Annotated in this window: 23 protein-coding genes; 10 read left to right on the plus strand and 13 right to left on the minus strand. The window is 71.4% G+C overall.

Translation table 11 applies throughout. The features are described 5' to 3' along the window. Positions 1 to 333: 333 nt before the first annotated feature. A complete protein-coding gene (locus OG927_RS02880; protein ID WP_124283128.1) occupies positions 334 to 1,551 on the minus strand; it encodes a geranylgeranyl reductase family protein in 1,218 nt (405 codons plus the stop codon). Between the two features lie 194 nt (positions 1,552 to 1,745). Between OG927_RS02880 and OG927_RS02885 the strand changes: the two genes are divergently transcribed. Beyond that, the gene (locus tag OG927_RS02885; protein WP_209471063.1) at positions 1,746 to 3,110 is read left to right on the plus strand and encodes a dipeptidase; all 1,365 of its coding nucleotides are present in this window, start codon (positions 1,746 to 1,748) and stop codon (positions 3,108 to 3,110) included. Positions 3,111 to 3,544: 434 nt separating this feature from the next. On the opposite strand, the gene OG927_RS02890 is transcribed toward OG927_RS02885, so the two are convergent. Further along, a complete protein-coding gene (locus OG927_RS02890) occupies positions 3,545 to 4,582 on the minus strand; it encodes an NUDIX domain-containing protein (protein WP_056795052.1) in 1,038 nt (345 codons plus the stop codon). A 203-nt stretch (positions 4,583 to 4,785) separates the two neighbouring features. Here OG927_RS02890 and OG927_RS02895 point away from each other — a divergent pair, with 203 nt between their 5' ends. Further along, the gene (locus OG927_RS02895; protein ID WP_199862689.1) at positions 4,786 to 4,962 is read left to right on the plus strand and encodes a hypothetical protein; all 177 of its coding nucleotides are present in this window, start codon (positions 4,786 to 4,788) and stop codon (positions 4,960 to 4,962) included. A gap of 50 nt (positions 4,963 to 5,012) precedes the next feature. Here OG927_RS02895 and OG927_RS02900 read toward each other — a convergent pair whose 3' ends face one another. Next, positions 5,013 to 5,978, minus strand: a complete 966-nt coding sequence (locus OG927_RS02900; RefSeq protein ID WP_056795055.1) for an ROK family protein — start codon at positions 5,976 to 5,978, stop codon at positions 5,013 to 5,015. Between the two features lie 181 nt (positions 5,979 to 6,159). Here OG927_RS02900 and OG927_RS02905 point away from each other — a divergent pair, with 181 nt between their 5' ends. Further along, complete coding sequence (locus OG927_RS02905; protein ID WP_056795059.1) at positions 6,160 to 7,188, plus strand: LacI family DNA-binding transcriptional regulator; 1,029 nt, start codon at positions 6,160 to 6,162, stop codon at positions 7,186 to 7,188. A gap of 144 nt (positions 7,189 to 7,332) precedes the next feature. Here the strand turns inward: OG927_RS02905 and OG927_RS02910 are convergent, their stop codons facing one another. From OG927_RS02910 to OG927_RS02930, 5 genes are all read right to left on the minus strand, one after another. Further along, on the minus strand, positions 7,333 to 8,631 hold the full coding sequence (locus OG927_RS02910) for a DUF6986 family protein (protein ID WP_124283126.1): 1,299 nt from the start codon (positions 8,629 to 8,631) through the stop codon (positions 7,333 to 7,335). 169 nt (positions 8,632 to 8,800) lie between these two features. Further along, the gene (locus OG927_RS02915) at positions 8,801 to 9,763 is read right to left on the minus strand and encodes an electron transfer flavoprotein subunit alpha/FixB family protein (RefSeq protein ID WP_056795064.1); all 963 of its coding nucleotides are present in this window, start codon (positions 9,761 to 9,763) and stop codon (positions 8,801 to 8,803) included. A gap of 57 nt (positions 9,764 to 9,820) precedes the next feature. Beyond that, positions 9,821 to 10,606: an electron transfer flavoprotein subunit beta/FixA family protein gene (locus tag OG927_RS02920; protein ID WP_079099256.1), complete on the minus strand. Its 786-nt coding sequence runs from the start codon at positions 10,604 to 10,606 to the stop codon at positions 9,821 to 9,823. A gap of 200 nt (positions 10,607 to 10,806) precedes the next feature. Further along, positions 10,807 to 11,313, minus strand: coding sequence for a flavin reductase family protein (locus OG927_RS02925; RefSeq protein WP_124283125.1), 507 nt, complete (start codon positions 11,311 to 11,313; stop codon positions 10,807 to 10,809). Positions 11,314 to 11,509: 196 nt separating this feature from the next. Continuing rightward, positions 11,510 to 11,836, minus strand: coding sequence for a TlpA family protein disulfide reductase (locus OG927_RS02930; protein WP_056795073.1), 327 nt, complete (start codon positions 11,834 to 11,836; stop codon positions 11,510 to 11,512). A 220-nt stretch (positions 11,837 to 12,056) separates the two neighbouring features. Between OG927_RS02930 and OG927_RS02935 the strand changes: the two genes are divergently transcribed. Beyond that, positions 12,057 to 12,779: a lysophospholipid acyltransferase family protein gene (locus tag OG927_RS02935; RefSeq protein WP_056795075.1), complete on the plus strand. Its 723-nt coding sequence runs from the start codon at positions 12,057 to 12,059 to the stop codon at positions 12,777 to 12,779. A gap of 21 nt (positions 12,780 to 12,800) precedes the next feature. Here the strand turns inward: OG927_RS02935 and OG927_RS02940 are convergent, their stop codons facing one another. The 4 genes from OG927_RS02940 to OG927_RS02955 form a co-directional block, all read right to left on the minus strand. Further along, the gene (locus OG927_RS02940) at positions 12,801 to 13,493 is read right to left on the minus strand and encodes a B3/B4 domain-containing protein (protein ID WP_330319646.1); all 693 of its coding nucleotides are present in this window, start codon (positions 13,491 to 13,493) and stop codon (positions 12,801 to 12,803) included. Positions 13,494 to 13,841: 348 nt separating this feature from the next. Further along, positions 13,842 to 14,921 carry a threonine aldolase family protein gene (locus OG927_RS02945; RefSeq protein WP_056795080.1) on the minus strand — a complete coding sequence of 360 codons (1,080 nt, stop codon included), beginning with the start codon at positions 14,919 to 14,921 and terminating at the stop codon, positions 13,842 to 13,844. Then, positions 14,900 to 15,667, minus strand: a complete 768-nt coding sequence (locus OG927_RS02950; protein ID WP_056795084.1) for an SDR family oxidoreductase — start codon at positions 15,665 to 15,667, stop codon at positions 14,900 to 14,902. Before OG927_RS02950 ends, OG927_RS02945 begins: the two co-directional genes overlap by 22 nt. A 26-nt stretch (positions 15,668 to 15,693) precedes the next feature. Continuing rightward, complete coding sequence (locus tag OG927_RS02955) at positions 15,694 to 17,091, minus strand: DUF6421 family protein (protein ID WP_330319647.1); 1,398 nt, start codon at positions 17,089 to 17,091, stop codon at positions 15,694 to 15,696. A 252-nt stretch (positions 17,092 to 17,343) separates the two neighbouring features. Between OG927_RS02955 and OG927_RS02960 the strand changes: the two genes are divergently transcribed. Then, positions 17,344 to 18,027: a glycerophosphodiester phosphodiesterase gene (locus OG927_RS02960; protein WP_124283121.1), complete on the plus strand. Its 684-nt coding sequence runs from the start codon at positions 17,344 to 17,346 to the stop codon at positions 18,025 to 18,027. Between the two features lie 41 nt (positions 18,028 to 18,068). Here OG927_RS02960 and OG927_RS02965 read toward each other — a convergent pair whose 3' ends face one another. Then, the gene (locus tag OG927_RS02965) at positions 18,069 to 18,617 is read right to left on the minus strand and encodes a GNAT family N-acetyltransferase (RefSeq protein WP_056795091.1); all 549 of its coding nucleotides are present in this window, start codon (positions 18,615 to 18,617) and stop codon (positions 18,069 to 18,071) included. 177 nt (positions 18,618 to 18,794) lie between these two features. Here OG927_RS02965 and OG927_RS02970 point away from each other — a divergent pair, with 177 nt between their 5' ends. From OG927_RS02970 to OG927_RS02990, 5 genes are all read left to right on the plus strand, one after another. After that, positions 18,795 to 19,391 (plus strand): DUF5134 domain-containing protein, encoded by a 597-nt coding sequence (locus OG927_RS02970; protein ID WP_056795094.1) that lies wholly within the window; start codon positions 18,795 to 18,797, stop codon positions 19,389 to 19,391. A gap of 87 nt (positions 19,392 to 19,478) precedes the next feature. Continuing rightward, positions 19,479 to 20,414, plus strand: a complete 936-nt coding sequence (locus OG927_RS02975) for a M56 family metallopeptidase (protein WP_056795097.1) — start codon at positions 19,479 to 19,481, stop codon at positions 20,412 to 20,414. A 34-nt stretch (positions 20,415 to 20,448) separates the two neighbouring features. Continuing rightward, entirely contained in the window at positions 20,449 to 21,147 is a 699-nt protein-coding gene (locus OG927_RS02980; protein WP_056795100.1) for a phosphatase PAP2 family protein, read from the plus strand. A gap of 30 nt (positions 21,148 to 21,177) precedes the next feature. Beyond that, complete coding sequence (locus tag OG927_RS02985) at positions 21,178 to 21,921, plus strand: HAD family hydrolase (protein WP_124283119.1); 744 nt, start codon at positions 21,178 to 21,180, stop codon at positions 21,919 to 21,921. A gap of 58 nt (positions 21,922 to 21,979) precedes the next feature. Continuing rightward, a complete protein-coding gene (locus tag OG927_RS02990; protein ID WP_056795967.1) occupies positions 21,980 to 22,159 on the plus strand; it encodes a hypothetical protein in 180 nt (59 codons plus the stop codon). Positions 22,160 to 22,230 lie beyond the last annotated feature (71 nt).

Below are 22,230 nucleotides of genomic sequence, written 5' to 3' on the forward strand. Positions count from 1 at the left end.
CCGCCCGGCGGTCGAAGCGGCTCCGGCGGTCCGCTGGTCGCGCGGCCCCGCTTCCGGCACGCCTCGAAAGGGGCCGCACGGTTCACCGGTCCGGCCCGGTCCGGGCAGCCACGCGGAAAGCCGTGACCTGTCAGGGTCGGGGCGGCCCGGAGAGGAGGATCCCTCGTGTCGGCCGTTCGATGTCCGCGACGACGACCGAGGTCTCCTCACCACCCTCGAAGTCCCCCGGCGAACCGGCCGCAGGCCGGCCCCGGGTCTCCTTGGAGGGGACCGGCCCCTGCCGGTCCCCCCGGCCCGGACCGCCGCCCGACCGGCCCTCGCGGTCCTGACGGCCTATCGGTCCATCGCCGACAGTGCCCGCTGCGCCAGCGGATGCGTACGGACCAGCTCGGCCAGCGATGTCGTGCCCCGGGTGATACCGGCGAAGGCACTCCAGGCAGGACGGAAACCCGTCAGCACCGCGTGCAGGATGCCGGGGCGGCGCTCGAACAGCTTGAGCATGCGCCGGCCGACGCCCATCTCGACCCCCAGCCCCGCCTTGATGGCGAACGCGTAGTTGAGCGCCTGACGCCGGGCGTCGACCGCGTCGTGCGACTCCGCGATCCGGACCGCCCACTCGCCGGCGAGCCGTCCGGACCGCAGGGCGAAGGAGATACCCTCCCTGGTCCACGGCTCCAGCAGTCCTGCCGCGTCGCCGCAGACCACGACACGGCCGCGGGAGAGCGGCGAGTCCTCGCTGCGGCAGCGCGTCAGATGACCGGAGGAGATCGTCGGCTCGAAGCCGGCGAGGCCCAGCCGGCCGATGAAGTCCTCCAGATACCGCTTGGTCCCCGCGCCGTCCCCACGCGCCGCGATCACTCCGACGGTCAGCGTGTCGCCCTTGGGGAAGACCCAGCCGTAACTCCCGGGCATCGGGCCCCAGTCGATGAGCACCCGCCCCGCCCAGTCCTCGGCCACCGTCGCCGGCACCGGGATCTCGGCCTCCAGGCCGAGGTCCACCTGGTCGAGCTTCACCCCGACATGGGCTCCTATCCGCCCGGCGCTGCCGTCCGCGCCGACGACCGCCCGCGCCAGAACCGTCTCGCCGTCGGCCAGGACCACCGCGACCGTGCGCCGGTCGGGCACGGCCGGTCCGTGTTGCTCGACCCGGGCCACCGCGACACCGGTCCGCAGTTCGGCGCCCGCCTTCTGCGCCTCCTCGACCAGACCGGCGTCGAACTCCGCACGGTTGATCAGCCCGAAGAGCATGCGCTTGGACCTGCGTGTCCGGGACAGCTTCCCGTTGAGGGAGAAGGTGACGGCGTGGATCCGGTCCTTCAGGGGAAGTTCGAACCCGGGAGGCAGGGAATCCCGTGAGTACCCGATGATGCCGCCGCCGCAGGTCTTGTACCGGGGAATGTCCGCCTTCTCCAGCAACAGCACCCGACGGCCCGCGACGGCTGCCGCGTACGCCGCGGAAGCTCCCGCCGGACCCGCGCCGACCACGACGACGTCCCATACCGACGACGACTCTTCCGGCTCACGTCCGGCGTCTGCGTTCTCGCTGCTCACGATGTGCTTCTGCTCCTGATCCCGACAGTTGCCCCAGTTGCTCACGGCATCCTACGGCGCGTCGCGGCCGAGCCCCTCTGTGGGAGGATCAGCCATGGTTTCGCCATACATGCAACGCCGCACCCACGGCGTCGCCCACGATCGCGTACACACCGCGCCATAGACCTAACGTCGCACCCACGAGGAGCGTGCCCATGACCGCCCGTCCGATTTCCGAGACCGTTGCCTCGCTGATGCCCCGCGCGAAGGCGGAGCTGGCCGAGCTGGTGGCCTTCCGGTCGGTGGCGGACCCCGCGCAGTTCCCGAAGAGCGAGTGCGATGCGGCGGCCGACTGGGTCGCCGACGCGCTGCGCGCCGAGGACTTCCAGGACGTCGCCCTGCTCGACACCCCCGACGGAACCCGGTCCGTGTACGGCTTCCTGCCCGGCCCGGCCGGAGCGCCCACCGTGCTGCTCTACGCGCACTACGACGTGCAGCCGCCGCTGGACGAGTCCGCCTGGCTCTCCCCGCCGTTCGAGCTGACCGAGCGCGACGGCCGCTGGTTCGGCCGGGGCGCCGCGGACTGCAAGGGCGGCTTCATCATGCATCTGCTCGCGCTGCGCGCCCTCAAGGCGGACGGCGGCGTCCCCGTCTCCGTCAAGGTGATCGCGGAGGGCTCCGAGGAGCAGGGGACGGGCGGCCTGGAACAGTACGCCGAGGCGCACCCGGAGCTGCTCGCCGCCGACACGATCGTCATCGGCGACACCGGCAACTTCCGGGTCGGCCTGCCCACCGTCACCGCGACGCTGCGGGGCATGACCATGCTGCGTGTACAGCTGGACACCCTCGAAGGGAACCTGCACTCCGGGCAGTTCGGCGGCGCCGCCCCGGACGCGCTGGCCGCGATGATCCAACTGCTGGCGTCGCTGCGGGCCGAGGACGGCACGACGACGGTCGACGGACTCATGACGGACACCGAGTGGGACGGACTGCAGTACCCGGAGGACGAGTTCCGCAAGGACGCCAAGGTGCTGGACGGGGTGGAGCTGATCGGTACCGGCACGGTGGCCGACCGGATCTGGGCGCGGCCTGCGGTGACCGTCATCGGGATCGACTGCCCGCCGGTGGTCGGTGCGACTCCGTCACTGCAGGCGAGCGCCCGGGCGCAGATCAGCCTCCGGGTGCCGCCGGGCCAGGACGCCGGCGAGGCCACGAAGCTGCTGACCGCCCATCTCCGGTCGCACGCCCCGTGGGGCGCCCGGGTATCGGTCGAACAGGTCGGCCAGGGGCAGCCGTTCCGCGCCGACACCACCAGCCCGGCGTACACGTCGATGGCGGAAGCCATGCGGGTCGCCTACCCGGGCGAGGAGATGCAGTCGTCCGGCATGGGCGGCTCGATCCCCCTCTGCAACACCCTCGCCGCGCTGTACCCGGAGGCGGAGATCCTGCTGATCGGCCTGAGCGAGCCCGAGGCACAGATCCACGCGGTCAACGAGAGCGTGTCCCCGCAGGAGCTGGAACGCCTCTCCGTGGCGGAGGCGCTGTTCCTGCAGAACTACGCGGAGTCCAAGAAGGTCTGAGACCTCCCGCCGCCGCGCACCAGGCAGGCGGACGTCGCCCCGAGCGGAATCCGGGCTGCGTCCGCCCTGCCCGGGCGGGTGTTCACGGCACGACTCCTGCCGGCCGGCGCAACTGTCGTCGCCGGTGCGGCGCCGAGCCCTCGGTACGGCGTCTCGGCACCCCTGTGCACGTGCGGTCGCCGGCGGGTCGGACCGGTGTGCCGGCAGGTCGGGCCTGTGTCCCGGACCAGCAGGTGCGTCCCGTCCCGTGGGCGGCGAGGGCGACGACCGGGCCCGGTCACGCAGACACACCCGGCCAAGACCGGGGCCTGGATCCGGGCCGCCCGACGCCGCTCGGCCATCGACGACCGACAGCCGGGGCGACTCGGTCACCGGCGCACGACGCCGCCCCCTTGGTCCGGCGCCCGATGCCACCCGAACGTCGGCGGCCCCGCTCACCCCACCGGCACACCGGCCTCCAGGTTCAGCACAGTGGCCCGCTCGCGGGCGCGCAGGGCCCAGCGCAGCCTCTCGAAGCGGGTGGGCGGCATCATGCCGGCCGCCTCATGCTCGGTGACGAACCGCCAGCCCCGCAGCTCCGAGCCCGGCAGCAGCAACTGCGCCGCGTCCTCGTGGGACAGCAGTCCGCCGTCGAACAGGAAGCGCAGGCCTCCGTACGCGGGCGGCTCCGGCGCCTCCCAGTCGACCACCAGAAGCTTCGGAGCCGTACGGAGGTGGAGCCCCAACTCCTCGGCGACCTCCCGGATCCCGGCCTCGGCCGGAGCCTCTCCCGGCTCCACCACCCCGCCGGGGAACTCCCAGCCGGGCTTGTAGGTCGGGTCGACGAGCAGGACCCGGCCCTGCTCGTCGAAGAGCAGGACGCCCGAGGCGACGGTCTCCGCTCGCGGTTCCGGCGTCTGGACTATCCCGCACTCCCCGGCCTCGCCGTTGCGCACGGCCTCGGCGATCCGCTCGGCCGTCTCGAGCGGGGTGAGGGCGCTGGTGTCGATCGTGAGGGCGTCTGCGGTGATCCACTCGAGCGCAGCCCTGTAGGGCTCGATGTGTTCGTACGCCCATTGCTCGGAGCGCTCGTTGTGCCCGGGATCGTCCGCGAACTCCTCTCGGCCGGCGATACGTCCCCGCAGGATCGTTTCCTCGGGTGAGAGCAGTACATGGTGCACAGGAATGCGCCGGGCTGCGAGCCCGCCGAAGATCTCGTCGCGGTACTCCTGTCTCAGCAGTGTCATCGGCACCACGAGCACCCCGGGAAGCTCGGCGAGCAGCGCGGCCGCCGTGTCGACGACCAGGCGCCGCCAGATCGGCAGGTCCTGGAAGTCGGTCACTTCGGCAAGCTTCTTCTGGGGCAGCAGATGTCGCAGTCCCCCGCCGATCAGTTCGGGGTCGTAGAAGGTGCTGTTCGGGATCAGGTCGATCAGTTCGCACGCAGCACTGGTCTTGCCCGCACCGAACGCACCGTTGATCCAGACGATCACGGGTCCCCCTCTTCCGTAGCCCCCTGTGGCTTGCCCGCAACACCCTGCTGCGGAAACCCGCCGGGGCGACGCATGTTGCGGCGAAGCGACCGCCGGGGCGCAGGGGGCGTCCCACTGTACGAGCCGGGGCAGGGGCTCGGCCGTAACGGCGGACGCCGGAGGTCGTTGGAGCGGGCAGCACGGCAACGACATGGGGGTACCTGATGCGGCGTACGGTGATCGAGCGGTTTCCCGCCGGTGGACCGCGGGGCAGCAGGCCCGCCGAGGAGTTCGCGGCGGCCCGCCGCGGCGAGGGTCTGGCCGCCGAGGTGGTGATGGACCTGGACCAGGACGCGTTCCTCGTGGTCGTGCCGCGACAGTCCGCGGACGGGGACCACTGAGGGCCCGCCCCGGGTCCGCCGAGGAGCCGCTGAAGGCCGCCGCAGGTCTCCTACGGGGCGGCCACGGCCCGTGCGTTCGCCCCCTCGTGGCGTACCGACGAGGCGGCTGCCGCCGCGCCCACGAGGCCGGCGTCCGTGCCCATCACCGCGGGGGCCACGGTGAGGCCCCGGACGAAGGAGAGCGTGGCGTAGTCGCGCAGGGATCTGCGCAGTGGTGCGAAGAGCACCTCGCCCGCCCCGGCCACTCCCCCGCCGATCACCGCGATGTCGATCTCGGTCAGCGTGGCGGTCGCGGCGATACCGGCGGCGAGCGCCTGGGCGGCCCGCTCGAAGGAGGCGACGGCCGCGCGGTCGCCGAGCCGTGCGGAGGCGGCCACCGCGGCGGCCGTGGCGTCACCGTCCGGGCCGGGGAGCCAGCCGTTCTCCAGGGCCCGTCGCGCGATGTTCGGCCCGCTGGCGAGGCGCTCGACGCAGCCGCGCGCGCCGCACGGGCACAGGTCGCCGTCGAGATCGACGCTGATGTGGCCGATGTGGCCCGCATTGCCGGTGGGCCCGCGGTGCAGCTTCCCGCCGAGCACGAGGCCGCCGCCGACGCCCGTGGAGACCACCAGGCACAGGGCGTTGTCGTATCCGCGGGCCGCCCCGAGCCAGTGCTCGGCCGCTGTCATCGCGACACCGTCACCGACCAGCGCGACCGGCAGTCCGCCCGTCTCCGCGACGACCCGCTCCACCAGGGGGAAATCGCGCCAGCCCGGGACGTTGACGGGGCTGACCGTACCCGCGGACGCGTCCACCGGACCCGCGCTGCCGATGCCGACCGCACGCGCCCCGTGCCACAGCGGCGACACCTTGAGCTCCTCCAGGACGGCGGCGACCGCCCCCATCACCGATTCGGCGTCCTCGCGCGCGGGCGTCGGCCGCTGTGCCCGCACGAGCAGCGAGCCGTCGCCGTCCACCAGCGCGCCGGCGATCTTGGTGCCGCCGATGTCGAGCGCGGCGACGAGGTCGGTATGCATCGGTGTGGACTCTCCGGAGGGCTGAAGGGCGGGACCTGCGAGTGGGAACGGTGGTCAGCACAGTCTCCATTCAGTTGACAACGTTGTCCAGGGCCTATGCTCGACGCCACACCTCCGGCCCCTCCCGGCACCGCCCCGGGACGGCCGGAACCACCCGCACCCGACGACAGGACAGCGCACCGTGGCCGAGACCGCCCGTCATCCCGAGTCCCGCTACGGCAACCGGCCGACCATGAAGGATGTGGCAGCCCGTGCCGGAGTGGGACTCAAGACGGTCTCCCGGGTGGTCAACAGCGAACCCGGCGTCACCCCCGACACCGAGCGCCGCGTGCAGGAGGCCATCGAGGCACTGGGTTTCCGCCGCAACGACAGCGCGCGCGTGCTGCGCAAGGGCCGCACCGCCTCCATCGGCCTCGTGCTGGAGGATCTCGCGGACCCCTTCTACGGCCCGCTGAGCCGCGCCGTGGAAGAAGTGGCCCGCGCCCACGGGGCCCTGCTCATCAACGGATCCAGCGCCGAGGACCCGGACCGCGAGCAGGAGCTCGTCCTCGCGCTCTGCGCGCGACGCGTGGACGGCCTCATCGTGATCCCGGCCGGTGACGACCACCGCTATCTGGAACCCGAGATAAAGGCCGGGATCGCCACCGTGTTCGTCGACCGCCCGGCCGGGCGGGTCGAGGCCGACATGGTGCTCTCTGACAGCTTCGGCGGTGCGCGCGAGGGTGTCGCCCACCTGGTCGCGCACGGCCACCGCAGGATCGGCTTCATCGGCGACCAGCCCCGCATCCACACGGCCAAGGAACGGCTGCGCGGCTACCACGAGGCCCTGACCGACGCCGGCATCACGGTCGAGGACTCCTGGGTCTCCCTCGGCTCGACCGACCCGGCCCGGGTCAGGGCCGCCGCCGAGACCATGCTCACCGGCCCCGACCCGGTCACCGCGCTCTTCGCGGGCAACAACCGTGTGACGGTCACGGTCGTCCGGGTCCTGGCGGAGTGCGACCGCCGGATCGCCCTCGTCGGCTTCGACGACATCGAGCTGGCCGACCTGCTGGGCATCACCGTGATCTCCCAGGACGCCGCGGCGGTCGGCCGCACCGCCGCCGAGCACCTCTTCCGCCGCCTGGACGGCGCCGACCACGCCCCGGCCAGGGTGGAGCTGCCGACTCGGCTCATCCCCCGCGGTTCGGGCGAACTGCCTCCCGCCTAGCAGGGTCTCCCGTCGGACCACGCCGGGCGCGCCCTCTCCCGGCATGGCCGCCGGTGGCCATGACCACGCCCTGGGGCCCGCCGTGCGAGGCACGGCACCGGACCCTATGTGCGCCGGTCCGGCCCGGACGCGGGGACCGGAGGCCTACGGAGCCGTCACGGTCAGCCCGCCGCGGCGCGGCGAGGCGAAGGTGTCCAGGTCCGCGCGGGTGAGGCCGGTGAGTCCGGTGACCTCCGCGGTGTCCAGGGCGCCGCAGTCGATGCCCCGCAGCAGGTAGCCGCTGAGGGCCTTCGCCGTTGCGGGCTCGTCCATGACGTCACCGCCCGCCCTGGCCACGTACGCGGCGAGCCGGGACGCGGCCTGGCCCAGACCCTCGCGGTAGAAGGCGTAGACGGCCGCGTAGCGGGTGGGCAGGTGCCCGGGGTGCATGTCCCAGCCCTGGTAGTAGGCGCGGGCCAGGGCGCGGCGGGTGAGGCCGTAGTGGAGGCGCCAGGCGTCGTGGACCTGCTCGGTGGGGCCGACGGGCAGCACATTGGTGGAGCCGTCGCACACGCGTACGCCGGTGCCCGCGGCGGCGACCTGCATGACCGCCTTGGCATGGTCGGCGGCGGGATGGTCACTGGCCTGGTAGGCGGGGCTGACGCCGACACAGGCGCTGTAGTCGAAGGTCCCGTAGTGCAGTCCCGTCGCACGGCCGCGCGCGGCGTCGATCATGCGGGCCACGGCCGCGGTGCCGTCGGCGGCGAGGATGGACTGGCTGGTCTCGATCTGGATCTCGAACCCGAGGCGCCCGGCCGGCAGGCCGTGGGCCTGCTCGAAGGCCTCCAGCAGGCGGACGAAGGCCGTGACCTGCTCCGGATAGGTCACCTTGGGCAGGGTGAGGACGAGCCCGTCGGGGAGACCGCCGGCCCGCATCAGACCGGTGAGGAAGATGTCCGTGGTGCGGATGCCCCGGTCGCGCACGGCCGCTTCCATGCACTTCATACGGATGCCCGTGTACGCGGCAGCTGTCCCGTCGGCGTACGCGTCGGACACCAGCCGGGCGGCACGGGCCGCCGCTTCGTCCTCCTCCCCGTCCGGACGGGGTCCGTAGCCGTCCTCGAAGTCGATGCGCAGGTCTTCAACGGGCTCGCGCTCCAGCTTGGCCCGTACGCGGTCGTGGACCGGTTCCGCGAGCTCCCGCGGGATGCCCAGGACCCCGGCGAGGGTGGCGGCGTCGGGGGCGTGCTCGTCGAGGGCCGCCAGCGCGCGGTCGCCCCAGGATCGGATCGTCGTGGCGGTGAAGGCGTCCGCGGGGACGTAGACGGTGTGGACGGGCTGGCGCGTCCCGGGGTCTCCCGGGTAGCGGCGGGCGAGTTCCGCGTCAACCCCCGCGAGGGAGGCACCGATCTCCGCGCCGACCGCGTCGGCGAGGCTCGTCGCCGCCTTCTCCTGCTGACCCATGACCGCACCCTTCGTCTATCGATGTTTCCGCTTCCCGGAATCATTCATCCGCATAGTGAAGCTATAAGCCGCCCGTGTCCGCGTCAATGGTGATCGGAAACGGCCCGGGGCCGCGCGGCGAGAACACCACGCGGCCCCGGGCCGTCGTACGGGTACGGCTTCCGCCGGATCAGCCCTTGCGGCTCTTGACCTCGTCGGTCAGCTGCGGGACGACGTTGAACAGGTCGCCCACGACGCCGTAGTCGACCAGGTCGAAGATCGGGGCCTCGGAGTCCTTGTTGATGGCGACGATCGTCTTCGAGGTCTGCATGCCGGCCCGGTGCTGGATCGCACCGGAGATGCCCGAGGCGATGTACAGCTGCGGGGAGACCGACTTGCCGGTCTGGCCGACCTGGTTGGTGTGCGGGTACCAGCCGGCGTCGACGGCGGCGCGCGAGGCGCCCACGGCAGCACCGAGCGAGTCCGCGAGGGACTCGATGATCGCGAAGTTCTCCGCGCCGTTGACACCACGGCCGCCGGAGACGACGATCGCGGCCTCGGTCAGCTCCGGACGGCCGGTCGACTCACGCGGGGTACGGGAGAGGACCTTGGTGCCGGTCGCCTGGGCGGAGAAGGAGACCGTGAGCGCCTCGACGGCACCCGCGGCCGGAGCGGCCTCGACGGCGACCGAGTTCGGCTTGACCGTGATGACCGGAGTGCCCTTGGAGACGCGGGACTTGGTGGTGTACGAGGCGGCGAACGCGGACTGCGTCGCGACCGGGCCCTCGTCACCGGCCTCGAGGTCGACGGCGTCGGTGATGATGCCGGAGCCGATGCGGACCGCGAGGCGGGCCGCGATCTCCTTGGCCTCCGCGGAGGAGGGCAGCAGCACCGCGGCCGGGGACACGGCGTCGTACGCGGCCTGGAGGGCGTCCACCTTCGGTACGACGAGGTAGTCGGCGAACTCCGGCGCGTCGGCGGTCAGGACCTTGACGGCACCGTGCTCGGCGAGCGCGGCGGCGGTGTCGGCGGCCCCGTTGCCGAGGGCGACGGCGACGGGCTCGCCGATGCGGCGGGCGAGCGTCAGCAGCTCCAGGGTGGGCTTGCGGACGGCACCGTCCACGTGGTCGACATAGACGAGAACTTCAGCCATGGGACTTCAATCTCCTGCGTGCGAGGGAGTGCGGGGCGGTGAGGGAACAGCCGGAGCTCAGATGAACTTCTGGCCCGCAAGGAACTCGGCCAGCTGCTTGCCGCCCTCGCCCTCGTCCTTGACGATCGTGCCCGCCGTACGGGCCGGGCGCTCGGCCGCGGAGTCGACAGCGGTCCAGGAGCCCGCCAGGCCGACCTCGTCCGCCTCGATCTCCAGGTCCTCGAGGTCCAGGGACTCGACCGGCTTCTTCTTGGCCGCCATGATGCCCTTGAAGGACGGGTAGCGGGCCTCGCCCGACTGGTCGGTCACGGAGACCACGGCCGGGAGGGACGCCTGCAGCTGCTCGCTCGCGCTGTCGCCGTCACGACGGCCCTTGACGGTGCCGTCCTCGACCGAGACCTCGGAGAGCAGCGTGACCTGCGGGACGGAGAGACGCTCCGCGAGCAGCGCCGGAAGCACGCCCATGGCGCCGTCCGTCGACGCCATGCCACAGATGACCAGGTCGTAGCCGGTCTTCTCGATGGCCTTGGCGAGCACCAGCGAGGTGCCGATGACGTCGGTGCCGTGCAGGTCGTCGTCCTCGACATGGACGGCCTTGTCGGCGCCCATCGACAGTGCCTTGCGCAGCGCGTCCTTGGCGTCCTCGGGGCCCACCGTCAGCACGGTGATCTCCGCGTCGTCCGCCTCGCCGGCGATCTGCAGCGCCTGCTCGACCGCGTACTCGTCGAGCTCCGACAGCAGACCGTCGACGTCGTCACGGTCCAGGGTCAGGTCATCGGCGAAGTGCCGGTCGCCGGTGGCGTCGGGCACGTACTTCACACAGACAACGATCCTCAAGCTCACGCCGGCTCTCCTACTGCATCGTCATTTCTGGGCTGCCTTGTTGCACGCAGCATAGGCGCCTCATGGGGCGGATCCGGTCGGGGCGACCGAGGCTCCGAGGGCAATATTACTCGCCAGTACATCCAGTGTATTCCCCATAAGCAAGCGCTTGGAACTGTGACGTTGCCAACGCGCTCCGCACCTGTGCCACCTGCGTGCCCTCAGTCTCGCAGAGCCGTGAAACTCCCCTGGTGGTAGACCAGCGGACGGCCGCCCCCCGTCGGGTCGCCGAGCACCGCTTGGGCGATCACGATGCGGTGGTCCCCCGCCGGGATCCGGGCCACCACCCGGCACACCAGCCAGGCGACCACACCGCCGAGCAGGGGCACGCCCTCGGGCCCGCCGCGCCAGTCGGTGGACGGGCCGAACCGGTCGGCACCGCTACGGGCGAAGGTGGCGGCCAGCTCCTGCTGGTCCTCGCCGAGTATGTGCACCCCGATGTGCTCGGCCTCGGCCACGACGGGCCAGCTGGAGGACGAGGTGCCCACGCCGAAGGAGATCAGGGGCGGGTCGGCGGCGACGGAGTTGAGCGAGGTGGCGGTGAAGCCGACCGGGCGCTCGCCGGCCGCGGTGATCACGGCCACCCCGGCCGCGTGCTGCCGGAAGACGGAGCGGAGAAGTTCGGGTGAGGCCGTCCGGGAAGTGCCGAGAGCGGGCGAGGCCGTCATGGAGGTTTCCTTCTGCGAGGGGGCGTACGGGGCCGTGGATTCTTCAGGCACCCGGACAGCGCGCACTGGCGTGGCGCACGAGGTCGACATGGACCCGGCCGAAGAGAAGGAGTTCTGGCGGCATAGCGTCAGGGTGACGATGCGCAGCGTGTCCGGTCAAGCGCGTCCCGGCATGTGGGAGATGCGTCACGGCGCGTCACATCGCCTTTCCGAGTGCGGCGACGACGTCCGCGGTACGCGGCTGCCCCACCGCCCTGCGCACGATCCGGCCGGCCGCGTCGAGCACCAGGACGGTCGGAGTGCGGCTGATGCGGAGCCTGCGGACGAGAGTGAGATGCGCCTCGGCGTCGATCTCCACGTGGGCGACGCCGTCGACCATCCCGGCCACCTCGGAGAGCGTGCGCCGGGTGGCGCGGCAGGGCTGGCAGAACGCGCTCGAGAACTGCACGAGAGTCGCCCGCTCCCCCAGTTCAACGCCGAGTTGGGCGCTGTCCAACATGTCGGCAGCCGTCTGCCCGTCCATCCGCGGCCTCCTTCCCAGAGCTCTGCGCAAAGTGTCAGCACCGCGCCACGGCATTACATTCCCGGAGGTTTCACGTGACGAGAATCTCGCGCCCCGGGCCCTTTGGGGCTGGCCACGGCGTCGCACATGGGGCACGATCGCCACAATGCCGAATACCTACGGCTGCGTAACTTGCGCCGGGAGAACCCTCCCCAGGCACTGAAGAAGGGTCTTCATCCAGATGGCAGAACTCGTCTATCGGCCGGTCGTCGGCGCCGCTCGCACGCTGTTCAAGGCGCTCGACCTGAAGATCGACACACAGGGTTCGGAGCACATCCCGAAGACCGGTGGTGCGGTACTGGTCAGCAATCACATCAGCTATCTGGACTTCATCTTCAGCGGACTCGGCGCCCTGCCCCAGAAGCGGCTCGTCCGCTTCATGGCGAAGGAGTCGGTCTTCCGGCACAGGATCTCCGGACCGTTGATGCGCGGCATGAAGCACATTCCCGTCGACCGCAAGCAGGGCGAGGACGCCTACGCACACGCGTTGGCGTCGCTGCGCTCCGGCGAGATCGTGGGGGTGTTCGCCGAGGGGACGATCTCCGAGTCCTTCACCTTGAAGAGCTTCAAGTCCGGCGCCGCCCGGCTGGCCCAGGAAGCCGGAGTGCCTCTGATCCCGATGGCGTTGTGGGGCACCCAGCGACTGTGGACGAAGGGGCACCCGCGCAACTTCCGTCGCAGCCACATCCCCATCACCATCCGGGTCGGCGAGCCCGTGCAGGCGCCTGCCGACCAGTACGCGGGCGCGATCACCCGCCGGCTGCGGGAACGCGTGCAGGAGCTCCTGGAAGCGGCGCAGCGGGCCTACCCGGTACGCCCCAAGGACGCGAGCGACACCTGGTGGGTCCCGGCCCATCTCGGTGGCACGGCCCCGACGCCCGACGAGGTGCGCGAGCGCGGCTGACGGCGGTGTGAGCCGGAGGCGTCACGCCGCCGGGTGGAGGGTGATCCGGGCCCCCGGGCTCATCTTCTCCAGCGACTCGGCGAGCTCGGTGGCCGCGGCCACGAGCTCGCCGGGCGTCATGGGGGCGAGGCCTTCCAGCAGGAAGACGGCGTTCACCGAATCCTCGGTGAGGCCGGTGCGGGTGCCCTGGCGCCAGTTCCAGCGTCGGCAGGTGACGGCCTCGTCGTCGCACCAGACGACTTCGCCGGGCTCGGGGTGTTCCACCACCTCCGCACCGCCCGCCGCCGTGGGGAACGGCTCCTGGCCGGTGGCGCGCACGAGGCGCATGGCGCCCCTGATGCGGTCGGTATCCTCGCCGCCGACCGGGATCAGATGGGCGACGCTGATCGCGTTGTAGAGGTCGACCAGCCGGTTGATGCGGGGCAGGCCGGCATCGGTGAGCGCGCGCCTGGCAAGGGCTTCGGCCGAGTTGCGCGTACGGGACGGTTTGGCGCCGAAGGCCGCGTACGCGCCACGCCAGGCCGCAAGACGCGGGTCCTCGTGCGGCGCGCGGCCACCCAGCCGCTCCACGAGCCTGCTGGTCGCGTCGTCCAGCAGAGCGGAACTGCTCTCGTCACTCGGCCCGTTCACCAGGCCGTGCGCCTCGACGGCGAGATGGGTGAAGCTCGGGGCGAGGCTGCGGACCTCGTCGGAAACCGTGATGGTCAGGGTCATCGTCTGCCTTGTGTCGTCGCGGTACGCGTGCGGAGAGTCGGGCCGGCCCGGGCGTCACAGCGCGGAGGGAAGACCCCACACGAGCTCCGGACGGTCCCGGGCGCTCCGCAGCACGTTGAGCACCGCAGGGTGCGGTGAAGTACTGCATAGAGTACCGGACAGTCCATTCTGTTGAACTTTGCGCGTCATACCCATGCCGGCCGCTGCTCGTCGGCCGAGGAGTGCCGTCCCCACCGGGCTCGTTGCCGCGCGGATACTGCCGCACCCGGCGCTCCGCGTACCCGCCGGGCGAAAAGGCGCGGCCGACCGGGAGTCAAGGACATCCCGATCGGCCGCGTGCTCGTGCCCCTACCGCGCCATCTCTTCCTTGAGTGCCTGGACGAAGGCGTCGACGTCCTCCTCGCGGGTGTCGAAGGCGCACATCCATCGGACGTCCCCGGCCTTCTCGTCCCAGAAGTAGAAGCGGAACCGCTTCTGCAGCCGCTCGGTCACCGCGTGCGGGAGCCGCGCGAACACGGCGTTGGCCTGCACCGGGTGAAGGATCTCCACGCCGTCCACCCCACGGACGCCCGCAGCCAGCCGCTGGGCCATCGCGTTGGCGTGCCGGGCGTTGCGCAGCCAGAGATCACGTGCGAGCAGGGCCTCCAGCTGTACGGAGACGAAGCGCATCTTGGAGGCGAGCTGCATCGACAGCTTGCGCAGGTGCTTCATCGCACGGACGGCGTCGGGGTCGAGGACCACGACGGCCTCGCCGAAGAGCGCGCCGTTCTTCGTTCCGCCGAAGCTGAGGACATCGACGCCCACCGTGTTGGTGAACGTACGCATCGGCACGTCCAGGGACGCGGCGGCGTTGGCTATCCGGGCACCGTCGAGGTGCACCTTCATGCCCCGCTCGTGGGAGTGCTCGCAGATGGCCCGGATCTCGTCCGGCGTGTAGACCGTGCCGAGCTCGGTGTTCTGCGTGATCGACACGACCTGCGGCATCGCCCGGTGCTCGTCGTCCCAGCCGAATGCCTGCCGGTCGATGAGCTCCGGCGTCAGCTTGCCGTCCGGGGTCGGGACGGTGAGCAGCTTGAGCCCGCCCATCCGCTCCGGCGCGCCGCCCTCGTCCACGTTGATGTGGGCGGACTCGGCGCAGATCACCGCACCCCAGCGGTCGGTCAGCGCCTGGAGGGCGACGACGTTGGCGCCGGTGCCGTTGAACACCGGGAACGCTTCGGCGGTGGGACCGAAGTGGCTGTGCATGACCCGTTGGAGGTGTCCGGTGTAGTCGTCCTCGCCGTAGGCGACCTGATGGCCGCCGTTGGCGAGGGCGAGAGCCGCGAGGATCTCCGGGTGCGCACCCGCGTAGTTGTCACTGGCGAAACCGCGCACCTGCGGATCGTGGTGACGTCGCGCGTCGGTCCTTACGGTTGCGGGGTCAGCCACAGGCGCTTTCCGTTCACTTCTCCGGCGGGCACGTCCCAGACGCCGGCGATGGCCTCGGCCAGCTCCTTGACGTCGGTGAAACCCGCGAACTTCGCATTCGGGCGCTCGGCGCGCATCGCGTCGTGCACCAGTGCCTTGACGACCAGGATCGCAGCAGCAGCAGCCGGCCCTTCGTCGCCCCCCGCCTTGCGGAAGGCGTCGCCGAGGGCGAGCGTCCATGCCTCGGCCGCCGCCTTGGACGCCGCGTAGGCGGCGTTGCCCGCGGTGGGGCTGCTCGCTCCGGCCGCACTGATCAGCACGTACCGGCCGCGGTCGCTGCGCTGGAGGCCGTCCTGGAAGGCGAGCGAGGTGGACTGGACCGTGCGGATCAGCAGCTTCTCGAGGAAGTCCCAGTCCGCCAGGCTGGTGTCCGCGAAGCCGGCGCTCCCGCGCCAGCCCCCGACCAGGTGGACCAGACCGTCGATCCGGCCGAACTCCTTCTCCGTCCTGACCGCCCAGCTCTTGGCCGCCTCCAGGTCGAACAGATCCACGGTCTCACCCGTGACGGTCGCACCGCCGTGCGCGTAACGCGCCGCGTCGACCGCCTCGGCGAGCCGTTCGGGATGGGCGTCGGCGGCGACGACGGTCGCACCCGCCTCGGCCAGCCTGAGCAGGGTGGCCCTGCCCGCCGCTCCGGCAGCTCCGGCCACCGCGATCACCGCACCGTCGAGCACACCGCTCCCGTCACCCTTGACTGTTCCGTCCATGGCCACCGCCTCCTCAGAACGTGCGCTCACGCGGCTGCCCGCCCGGCGTCCGCCGCGGTGATCCCCCTGGTCGAGGCGATCACGTGCTTCAGCTTCTTGGAGAGCGCCTCATAGAACATGCTCAGGGGAAACTCGTCCGGAAGCACGTCGTCGACCAGCTTGCGCGGCGGCTGGGACAGGTCTAGGGCGTCCGGGCCCTTGGCCCAGCGGGAGCCGGGATGCGGTGCGAGATAGCTCGCGACCAGGTCGTACGCCGCGAACCAGTGGACCAGCTTGGGGCGGTCGATGCCGTCGCGGTAGAGCTGCTCGATCTCGCCGCAGAGCGCGTTGGTGACCTCCGGGGCGCGATCCCAGTCGATCTTCAGCGTGTTGTCGGTCCAGCGGACCACGTCGTGCTTGTGGAGGTAGGCGAAGAGGAGCTGGCCGCCGAGCCCGTCGTAGTTGCGGACGCGCTCGCCGGTGACGGGAAAGCGGAACATCCGGTCGAAGAGCACGGCGAACTGCACGTCACGGCCCTGACCGAAGCCGTCGGCCTCCAGTTTCACGGCCTCCTTGAAGGCGGTGAGGTCGCAGCGCAGCTCCTCGAGCCCGTACATCCAGAAGGGCTGGCGCTGCTTGATCATGAAGGGGTCGAACGGCAGGTCGCCGTGGCTGTGGGTGCGGTCGTGGACCATGTCCCACAGGACGAAGGCCTCCTCGCAGCGCTTCTGGTCGCCGATCATCTCCCGGATGTCGTCGGGGAGCTCCAGGCCCAGGAGGTCGACGGACGCCTCGGTGACCCGGCGGAAGCGGGCCGCCTCGCGGTCGCAGAAGATGCCGCCCCAGCTGAAGCGCTCGGGCGCCTCGCGCACGGCGATGGTCTCGGGGAAGAGCACCGCGGAGTTGGTGTCGTAACCGGAGGTGAAGTCCTCGAAGGTGATGCCGCAGAAAAGCGGGTTGTCGTAGCGCGTGGCCTCGAGGTCGGCGAGCCAGGCGGGCCACACCATGCGCAGCACGACCGCTTCGAGATTGCGTTCCGGGTTGCCGTTCTGCGTGTACATCGCGAAGACGACCAGGTGTTGGAGGCCGTCGGCACGGTCCCTGGCCGGCTGGAAGGCGAGCAGGGAGTCGAGGAAGTCCGGTACGCCGAACCCGTCCGCCGCCCAGCGGCGGAGGTCCGCGACGAGCGCACGGTGGTACGCGGCGTCGTGCGGGAGCAGCGGGGAGAGCCGCTCGACCGCGGTGGCCACCCGCTCGATGGTGGCCTCGGCGCTGCCCGCCGAAGGGGCGCCCTCGGCGCCGAAGTCGATGGAGCCGTCCTTGGACTGCCAGGGCCGGAACTCCTCCACGGCACTCTTGAGCTCGGTCCAGGCCGGGTGCTCGACGACCCGCGGAGCGGTAGCTATCGCGTCGGTGGCGGTGGCGTGCTCAAGAATTTCCGTCATATCTCTTCCTTCACGGGAGAACCTCGCGTCAAGCAACCGTATCCATGTGCGGTTCCTTCAGACAAGTGGAGCCCAGAAAAATATCCTGCCACCCCTCATCTTCACCGCTATTTTTCCTGTGACACATCTGTGGAACGACTTCTTCCGTTGAACATGCCGGACATACGCCACCCTCCGCAGAGAACCGGTTCCCGGTGGGTAGGAGCAGCACGCGGGATCGGGTTGTCGACGACGGACGGAAGCGGGATCGCCTTGACTTTTCTCACCATCGGCCATCGCGGGGTCATGGGTGTCGAACCCGAGAACACCCTGCGCTCGTTCGTGCAGGCGGAGCAGGCGGGCATGGACGCCATCGAACTGGATCTGCATCTCAGCAGGGACGGGGCACTCGTCGTGATGCACGACGCCGCCGTGGACCGCACGACGGACGGCCGGGGACTGGTCTCCGAGAAGACGCTGGCCGAGCTCCGCGAGCTGGACGCCGGGGAGGGCGAGCGCGTGCCCGTCTTCGAGGAGGTGCTCGACGCGGTCGGTTCACCGCTGCAGGCCGAGATCAAGGACGTGGCCGCGGCCCGGGCGCTGGCCGAGGTGATGCTGCGGCGCGATCTCGCCCGCCGGGTCGAGGTGTCCTCGTTCCACGACGCGGCGGTCGCGGAGATCGCGCAGTTGGTGCCGGGGGTACGGACGGTACTGATCGCCGGCCGCTGGGGCGGCGACGTGGTCGAGCGGGCGAAGGCGGTGGGGGCGGCGACACTGGCCCTGAACATCCGCCGCCTCACGCTGGAGGTGGTCGAACAGGCCCACGAGGAGGGCCTGAAGGTGATCGGCTGGGTCGTGAACACCCAGGACCACCTGCGGCTGGTGAGGGCGCTGGGGCTGGACGGCGCGACGACCGATTATCCGGAGATCCGCCGCGCCGGCCGCTTCACCGCCTGAGCCCGCAGTGAGCCCCGTCCGAGCCCACTGCGGGCCCCTGGCTACAGCTCCTTGACCAGCAGCTCGAACACGAGGTCGTCGCGCTGCGGGATCCCGAAGCGCTCGTCGCCGTACGGGAAGGGCGTCGTCTCTCCCGTACGGCGGTAGCCGCGGCGCTCGTACCAGGCGATCAGCTCCTCACGGACCGAGATCACCGTCATGTGCATCTCCTTCACGCCCCAGGTCTCGCGTACGGTGCGCTCCGCCTCGGCGATGATCACCTTGCCGAGACCGGCGCCCTGCAGGGCGGGGGCGACCGCGAACATGCCGAAGTAGGCCGCTTCGCCCCGGTGCTCGAGCTGGCAGCAGGCGACCGGCGCACCGTCGCGCTCGGCCACGAGGAGCCGTCCCGCGGGTGCCGTGACCACCTGGCGCACGCCCTCCGCGTCGGTGCGCCGCCCGTGGAGGATGTCCGCCTCGGTGGTCCATCCGGCGCGGCTCGTGTCGCCGCGGTAGGCGGATTCGATGAGCCCCACGAGGACCGGCACATCGTCCTCGGTCGCGTCACGGAAGGTCAGCCGTGCCTGATCGGGGGACGGTGCGATGCCCATGCGAGGTACTCCGTTTGTCTGCTGCCGACGGTCCGGTCCGAGACTAACCCGGCCGCGACCGCCCCCCACAGGCCCGGGCGTGCTCCCCCCGCACCTCAATGCGCCCCGGTAGGACCGCCCCCAGTTGGGCATCGACTGGACGACACCGGTGTCATTCACCGCAGGGGGAGGTGCGCTGTGCACGGACCGGCGCTGTCCGGCTGGCTGCTGATGCTGCTGTGCGGGATCACGAGTGCGTACTGCGTGCTGCGTGCGCGCAGCGGTACTGCGGGGGAACGCAGGGCGGCACACGCCGATGCCGTGATGGGCTTCGGTATGGCCGCGATGGCGGTCCCCGCGGCCCTGCTCACGCTCCCGGACTGGATGTGGGCGGTCTACACGGTGGTGTTCGGAGGTGCGGCGGTGCGCGCCCTCGTCGGTGCGCGGCGCAGCGGACACCACCTGCACCATCTGGTCGGTTCACTGGCCATGGTCTACATGGCGGTGGCCATGGCACCGGGGGCCGGCCAGGGCGGACACGCGGCCCACGCGGCCGCGGGGGCGGCCGGGGGCGTCCCCGTGCTGACGGGAGCACTCCTGGCCTACTACGCGCTCTACGTGCTGCGCTCGGCGGGACGGCTGATACCTGTGGACACCGCCGCGGGCGGTTCGGACGGCCGTGGCGGTGGTGCACCGGGCGGGCCCGGCATCGCCTGGGGTGCGCGGCCCGAGCTGGCGATGGCGTGCAGGCTGACCATGGGATTGGCCATGTTCGCGATGCTGCTCACCCTGTGAGACGGAGAGCCCGGCAAACAGTGTCCTGCGTCACTTGGCGGTCGCGGCCATACCCGTGGCCACCGCCGCACTCATAGGCTGACGGTCATGGTGGTCTCCCTCACGCTGCTGATGCTCGGTGCGCTGGCTGCCGTCGTGGCTCCCGGTCTGATGGCGCGGGCCCAGTGGCCGGAGCGCGAACCGGTCGTGGCGCTGTGGGTCTGGCAGTGCGTGGTCGCCGCCGTGCTGCTGTCGTTCGGCCTCTCCATGACCTTCAGCGCCGCCGCCGCCTGGCAGGCGGTCCGCGGACATGTCTTCGCACCGGCACCGCACGCGGTGGTGGAGGCGTACGCCCTCGGCGCGTACGGACCGTGGTCGGCCGTCATCGCGGTGCTGCTGGCGCTCGGCGGCCTGTGGACCGCGGCCATGCTCGTACGGGAGATCCGCCGGGCCCGGGTGCGGCGCAGGCGGCGCCGCTCGGAACTGCTGGTCCGCTCACCGCTGATGCCGGGCGAGGAGCCCGGCAGCGGCCGTCTCGTGGTGCTGGAGGGTGAACGTCCGGATGCCTGGTGGCTGCCGGGTGCGGCGCCCCAGCTCGTCATCACCACTGCGGCGCTCGGCCGGTTGAAGGGCCGTCAGCTCGATGCCGTGCTGGCACATGAGCAGGGGCACGCGCAGGCCCGCCACGACTGGCTTCTGCACTGCTCGGGCGCGCTCGCGACCGGCTTCCCGCAGGTTCCGGTGTTCGCCGCCTTCCGTGACGAGATGCACCGGCTGGTCGAACTGGCCGCGGACGACGTGGCGTCACGGCGTTTCGGACGCCTCACGACCGCGCTCGCCCTGGTCGAACTCAACGAGGACCGCGGGGTGTTCGGCCCCTGCCCGCCCCCGGACGCCCAGGTGCCGATCCGGGTGAACCGGTTGCTCGCCCCGGAGGGACGCCTCACCGCCGGCCGCCGGCTACGGCTGACGGCTGCTGCGGCCCTGGTCCCGGTGGTGCCGCTGCTGGTGGCTTTCGTCCCGGGGCTCAGCGCCCTGGGATAGCGGAATCAGTGGGCCGTCCGCGAGGATCACCCCCATGCACTCCCCCTCGCTCCCTCCACGCACCCGGTCCTTCCTGCTGAGTACGGGCATCGTCTGCACGTTCTTCTCCGTCGTCCTCCTCACCCTGGTCGCGGTGCGCTGGTCGCCCCTGATGGCACTGGACACCTCGGTGGCCGAGGCACTGCACCGCAGTGCGGTGACCGAACCCGGGCTGGTCCGGGTCAACCGGGTACTGACGGACTGGGTGTGGGACCCGTGGACGATGCGCATCCTGATCGCCGTGGCGGTCGTCGCGCTGTGGCGGCACGGTGCGCGCCTGCTCGCCGCGTGGGTGGCCGCGGTCAGCGCGTTCGCCACCCTCGTGCAGCAGGGGCTGAAGGCCGCACTGGGCCGGGAGCGTCCCGAGTGGCCCGATCCGGTCGACTCGGCACACTACGCGGCCTTCCCTTCGGGCCACGCGATGACGGCGATGGTCAGCTGCGGACTGCTGCTGTGGCTGCTGCGCCTGTACGGCTCGAGGTCCCCCTGGTGGTGGGCCGCGGTGGCCCTGGCCGTCGTCTCCGTCGTGGGCGTGGCCGTCACGCGGGTCTACCTCGGCGTGCACTGGCCGACCGACGTGCTGGGCGGGCTGCTGCTGGGCGCGGCCGTGGTCGCCTTCGCCGTCGTCGGGTACGGCGCGGTCGCCGGGTACGCCGCCCGCCGGACGGCCGGTGGCGCGGATGCGCCCTTGTAGGGCGGCCCGCGCAGCGGCGAGGATCGGAGCATGCAGATCAAGGGTGTGCTGTTCGACTTCTCCGGAACCCTCTTCCGTATCGAGCCCGTCGGCTCGTGGCTGCGTGCCGTGCTCGAAGCGCGCGGTACGGCGATGGACCGGCCCGATTTCGACCGGTGCGTACGGCAGCTGACCCTCGCCGGGGCGCTGCCCGGCGGCCCCCACCCCCAGCAGGTCCCGCCGGGGCTGGCCTCCGTGTGGGCCGCCCGCGACCGGAGCGCCGAGGAGCACCGTGAGGCGTACACCGGCCTGGCCCGCGAGGTTGCCCTCCCGGACCCGGGGCTGTACGACGCACTGTACGAGCGCCATATGTGCCCGGACGCCTGGCAGCCGTACCCCGACGCGGCGGAGGTGCTGCGGGACCTGCGGGACGAGGGGATTCCGGTCGGTGTCGTGAGCAACATCGGCTGGGACCTGCGGCCCGTCTTCCGCGCGCACGGCCTGGACGAGCTGGTCGACGCGTACGTCCTGTCCTACGAGCACGGCGTCCAGAAGCCGGATCCGCGCCTGTTCACAGCCGCCTGCGCGCGGCTCGGGCTGGATCCGTCGGACGTGGTCATGGTCGGTGACGACCGCCGCGCCGACGGGGGCGCGGCGGCACTGGGCTGTGAGGTCTGTTTCGTGGACCACCTGCCCGTGGCGGAGCGCCCGGACGGACTCGGAGCGCTCGGTCTGGCGGCGCGCGCCCGGGAGGGGAGGGCGACGGGTCGTGAAGGATTCCGGGAGACGGTGTGAGGGATATCCCTGTCCCTCGATGGGGTCCATGGCCGTGCGGGGGCCTAGCCTTGTACCCATGTCCCCGTATCCGAACACATCTGTTTCCGTGCGTCCTGCCTCCGAGATCAACGAAGCGATTCGTGACCTGTGGCAGCGCTCGGGCGGGATGCTGTCCCCGGACGACGAGCGGGAGTACCAGAGTCTGCTGGTCGAGTGGGCCGCCGCGGCGGGCACGAGCAGGCGCCCCGCCGCCTGAGGGGCGACGGACAGCGCCGGCCCCTCTGATTCCGGCGATCCCCCGCGTCGCCGGAATCAGGGGCTACAGCA

Origin of the sequence: Streptomyces clavifer (assembly GCF_036345975.1) — a bacterium.
GTDB lineage: Bacteria > Actinomycetota > Actinomycetes > Streptomycetales > Streptomycetaceae > Streptomyces > Streptomyces clavifer.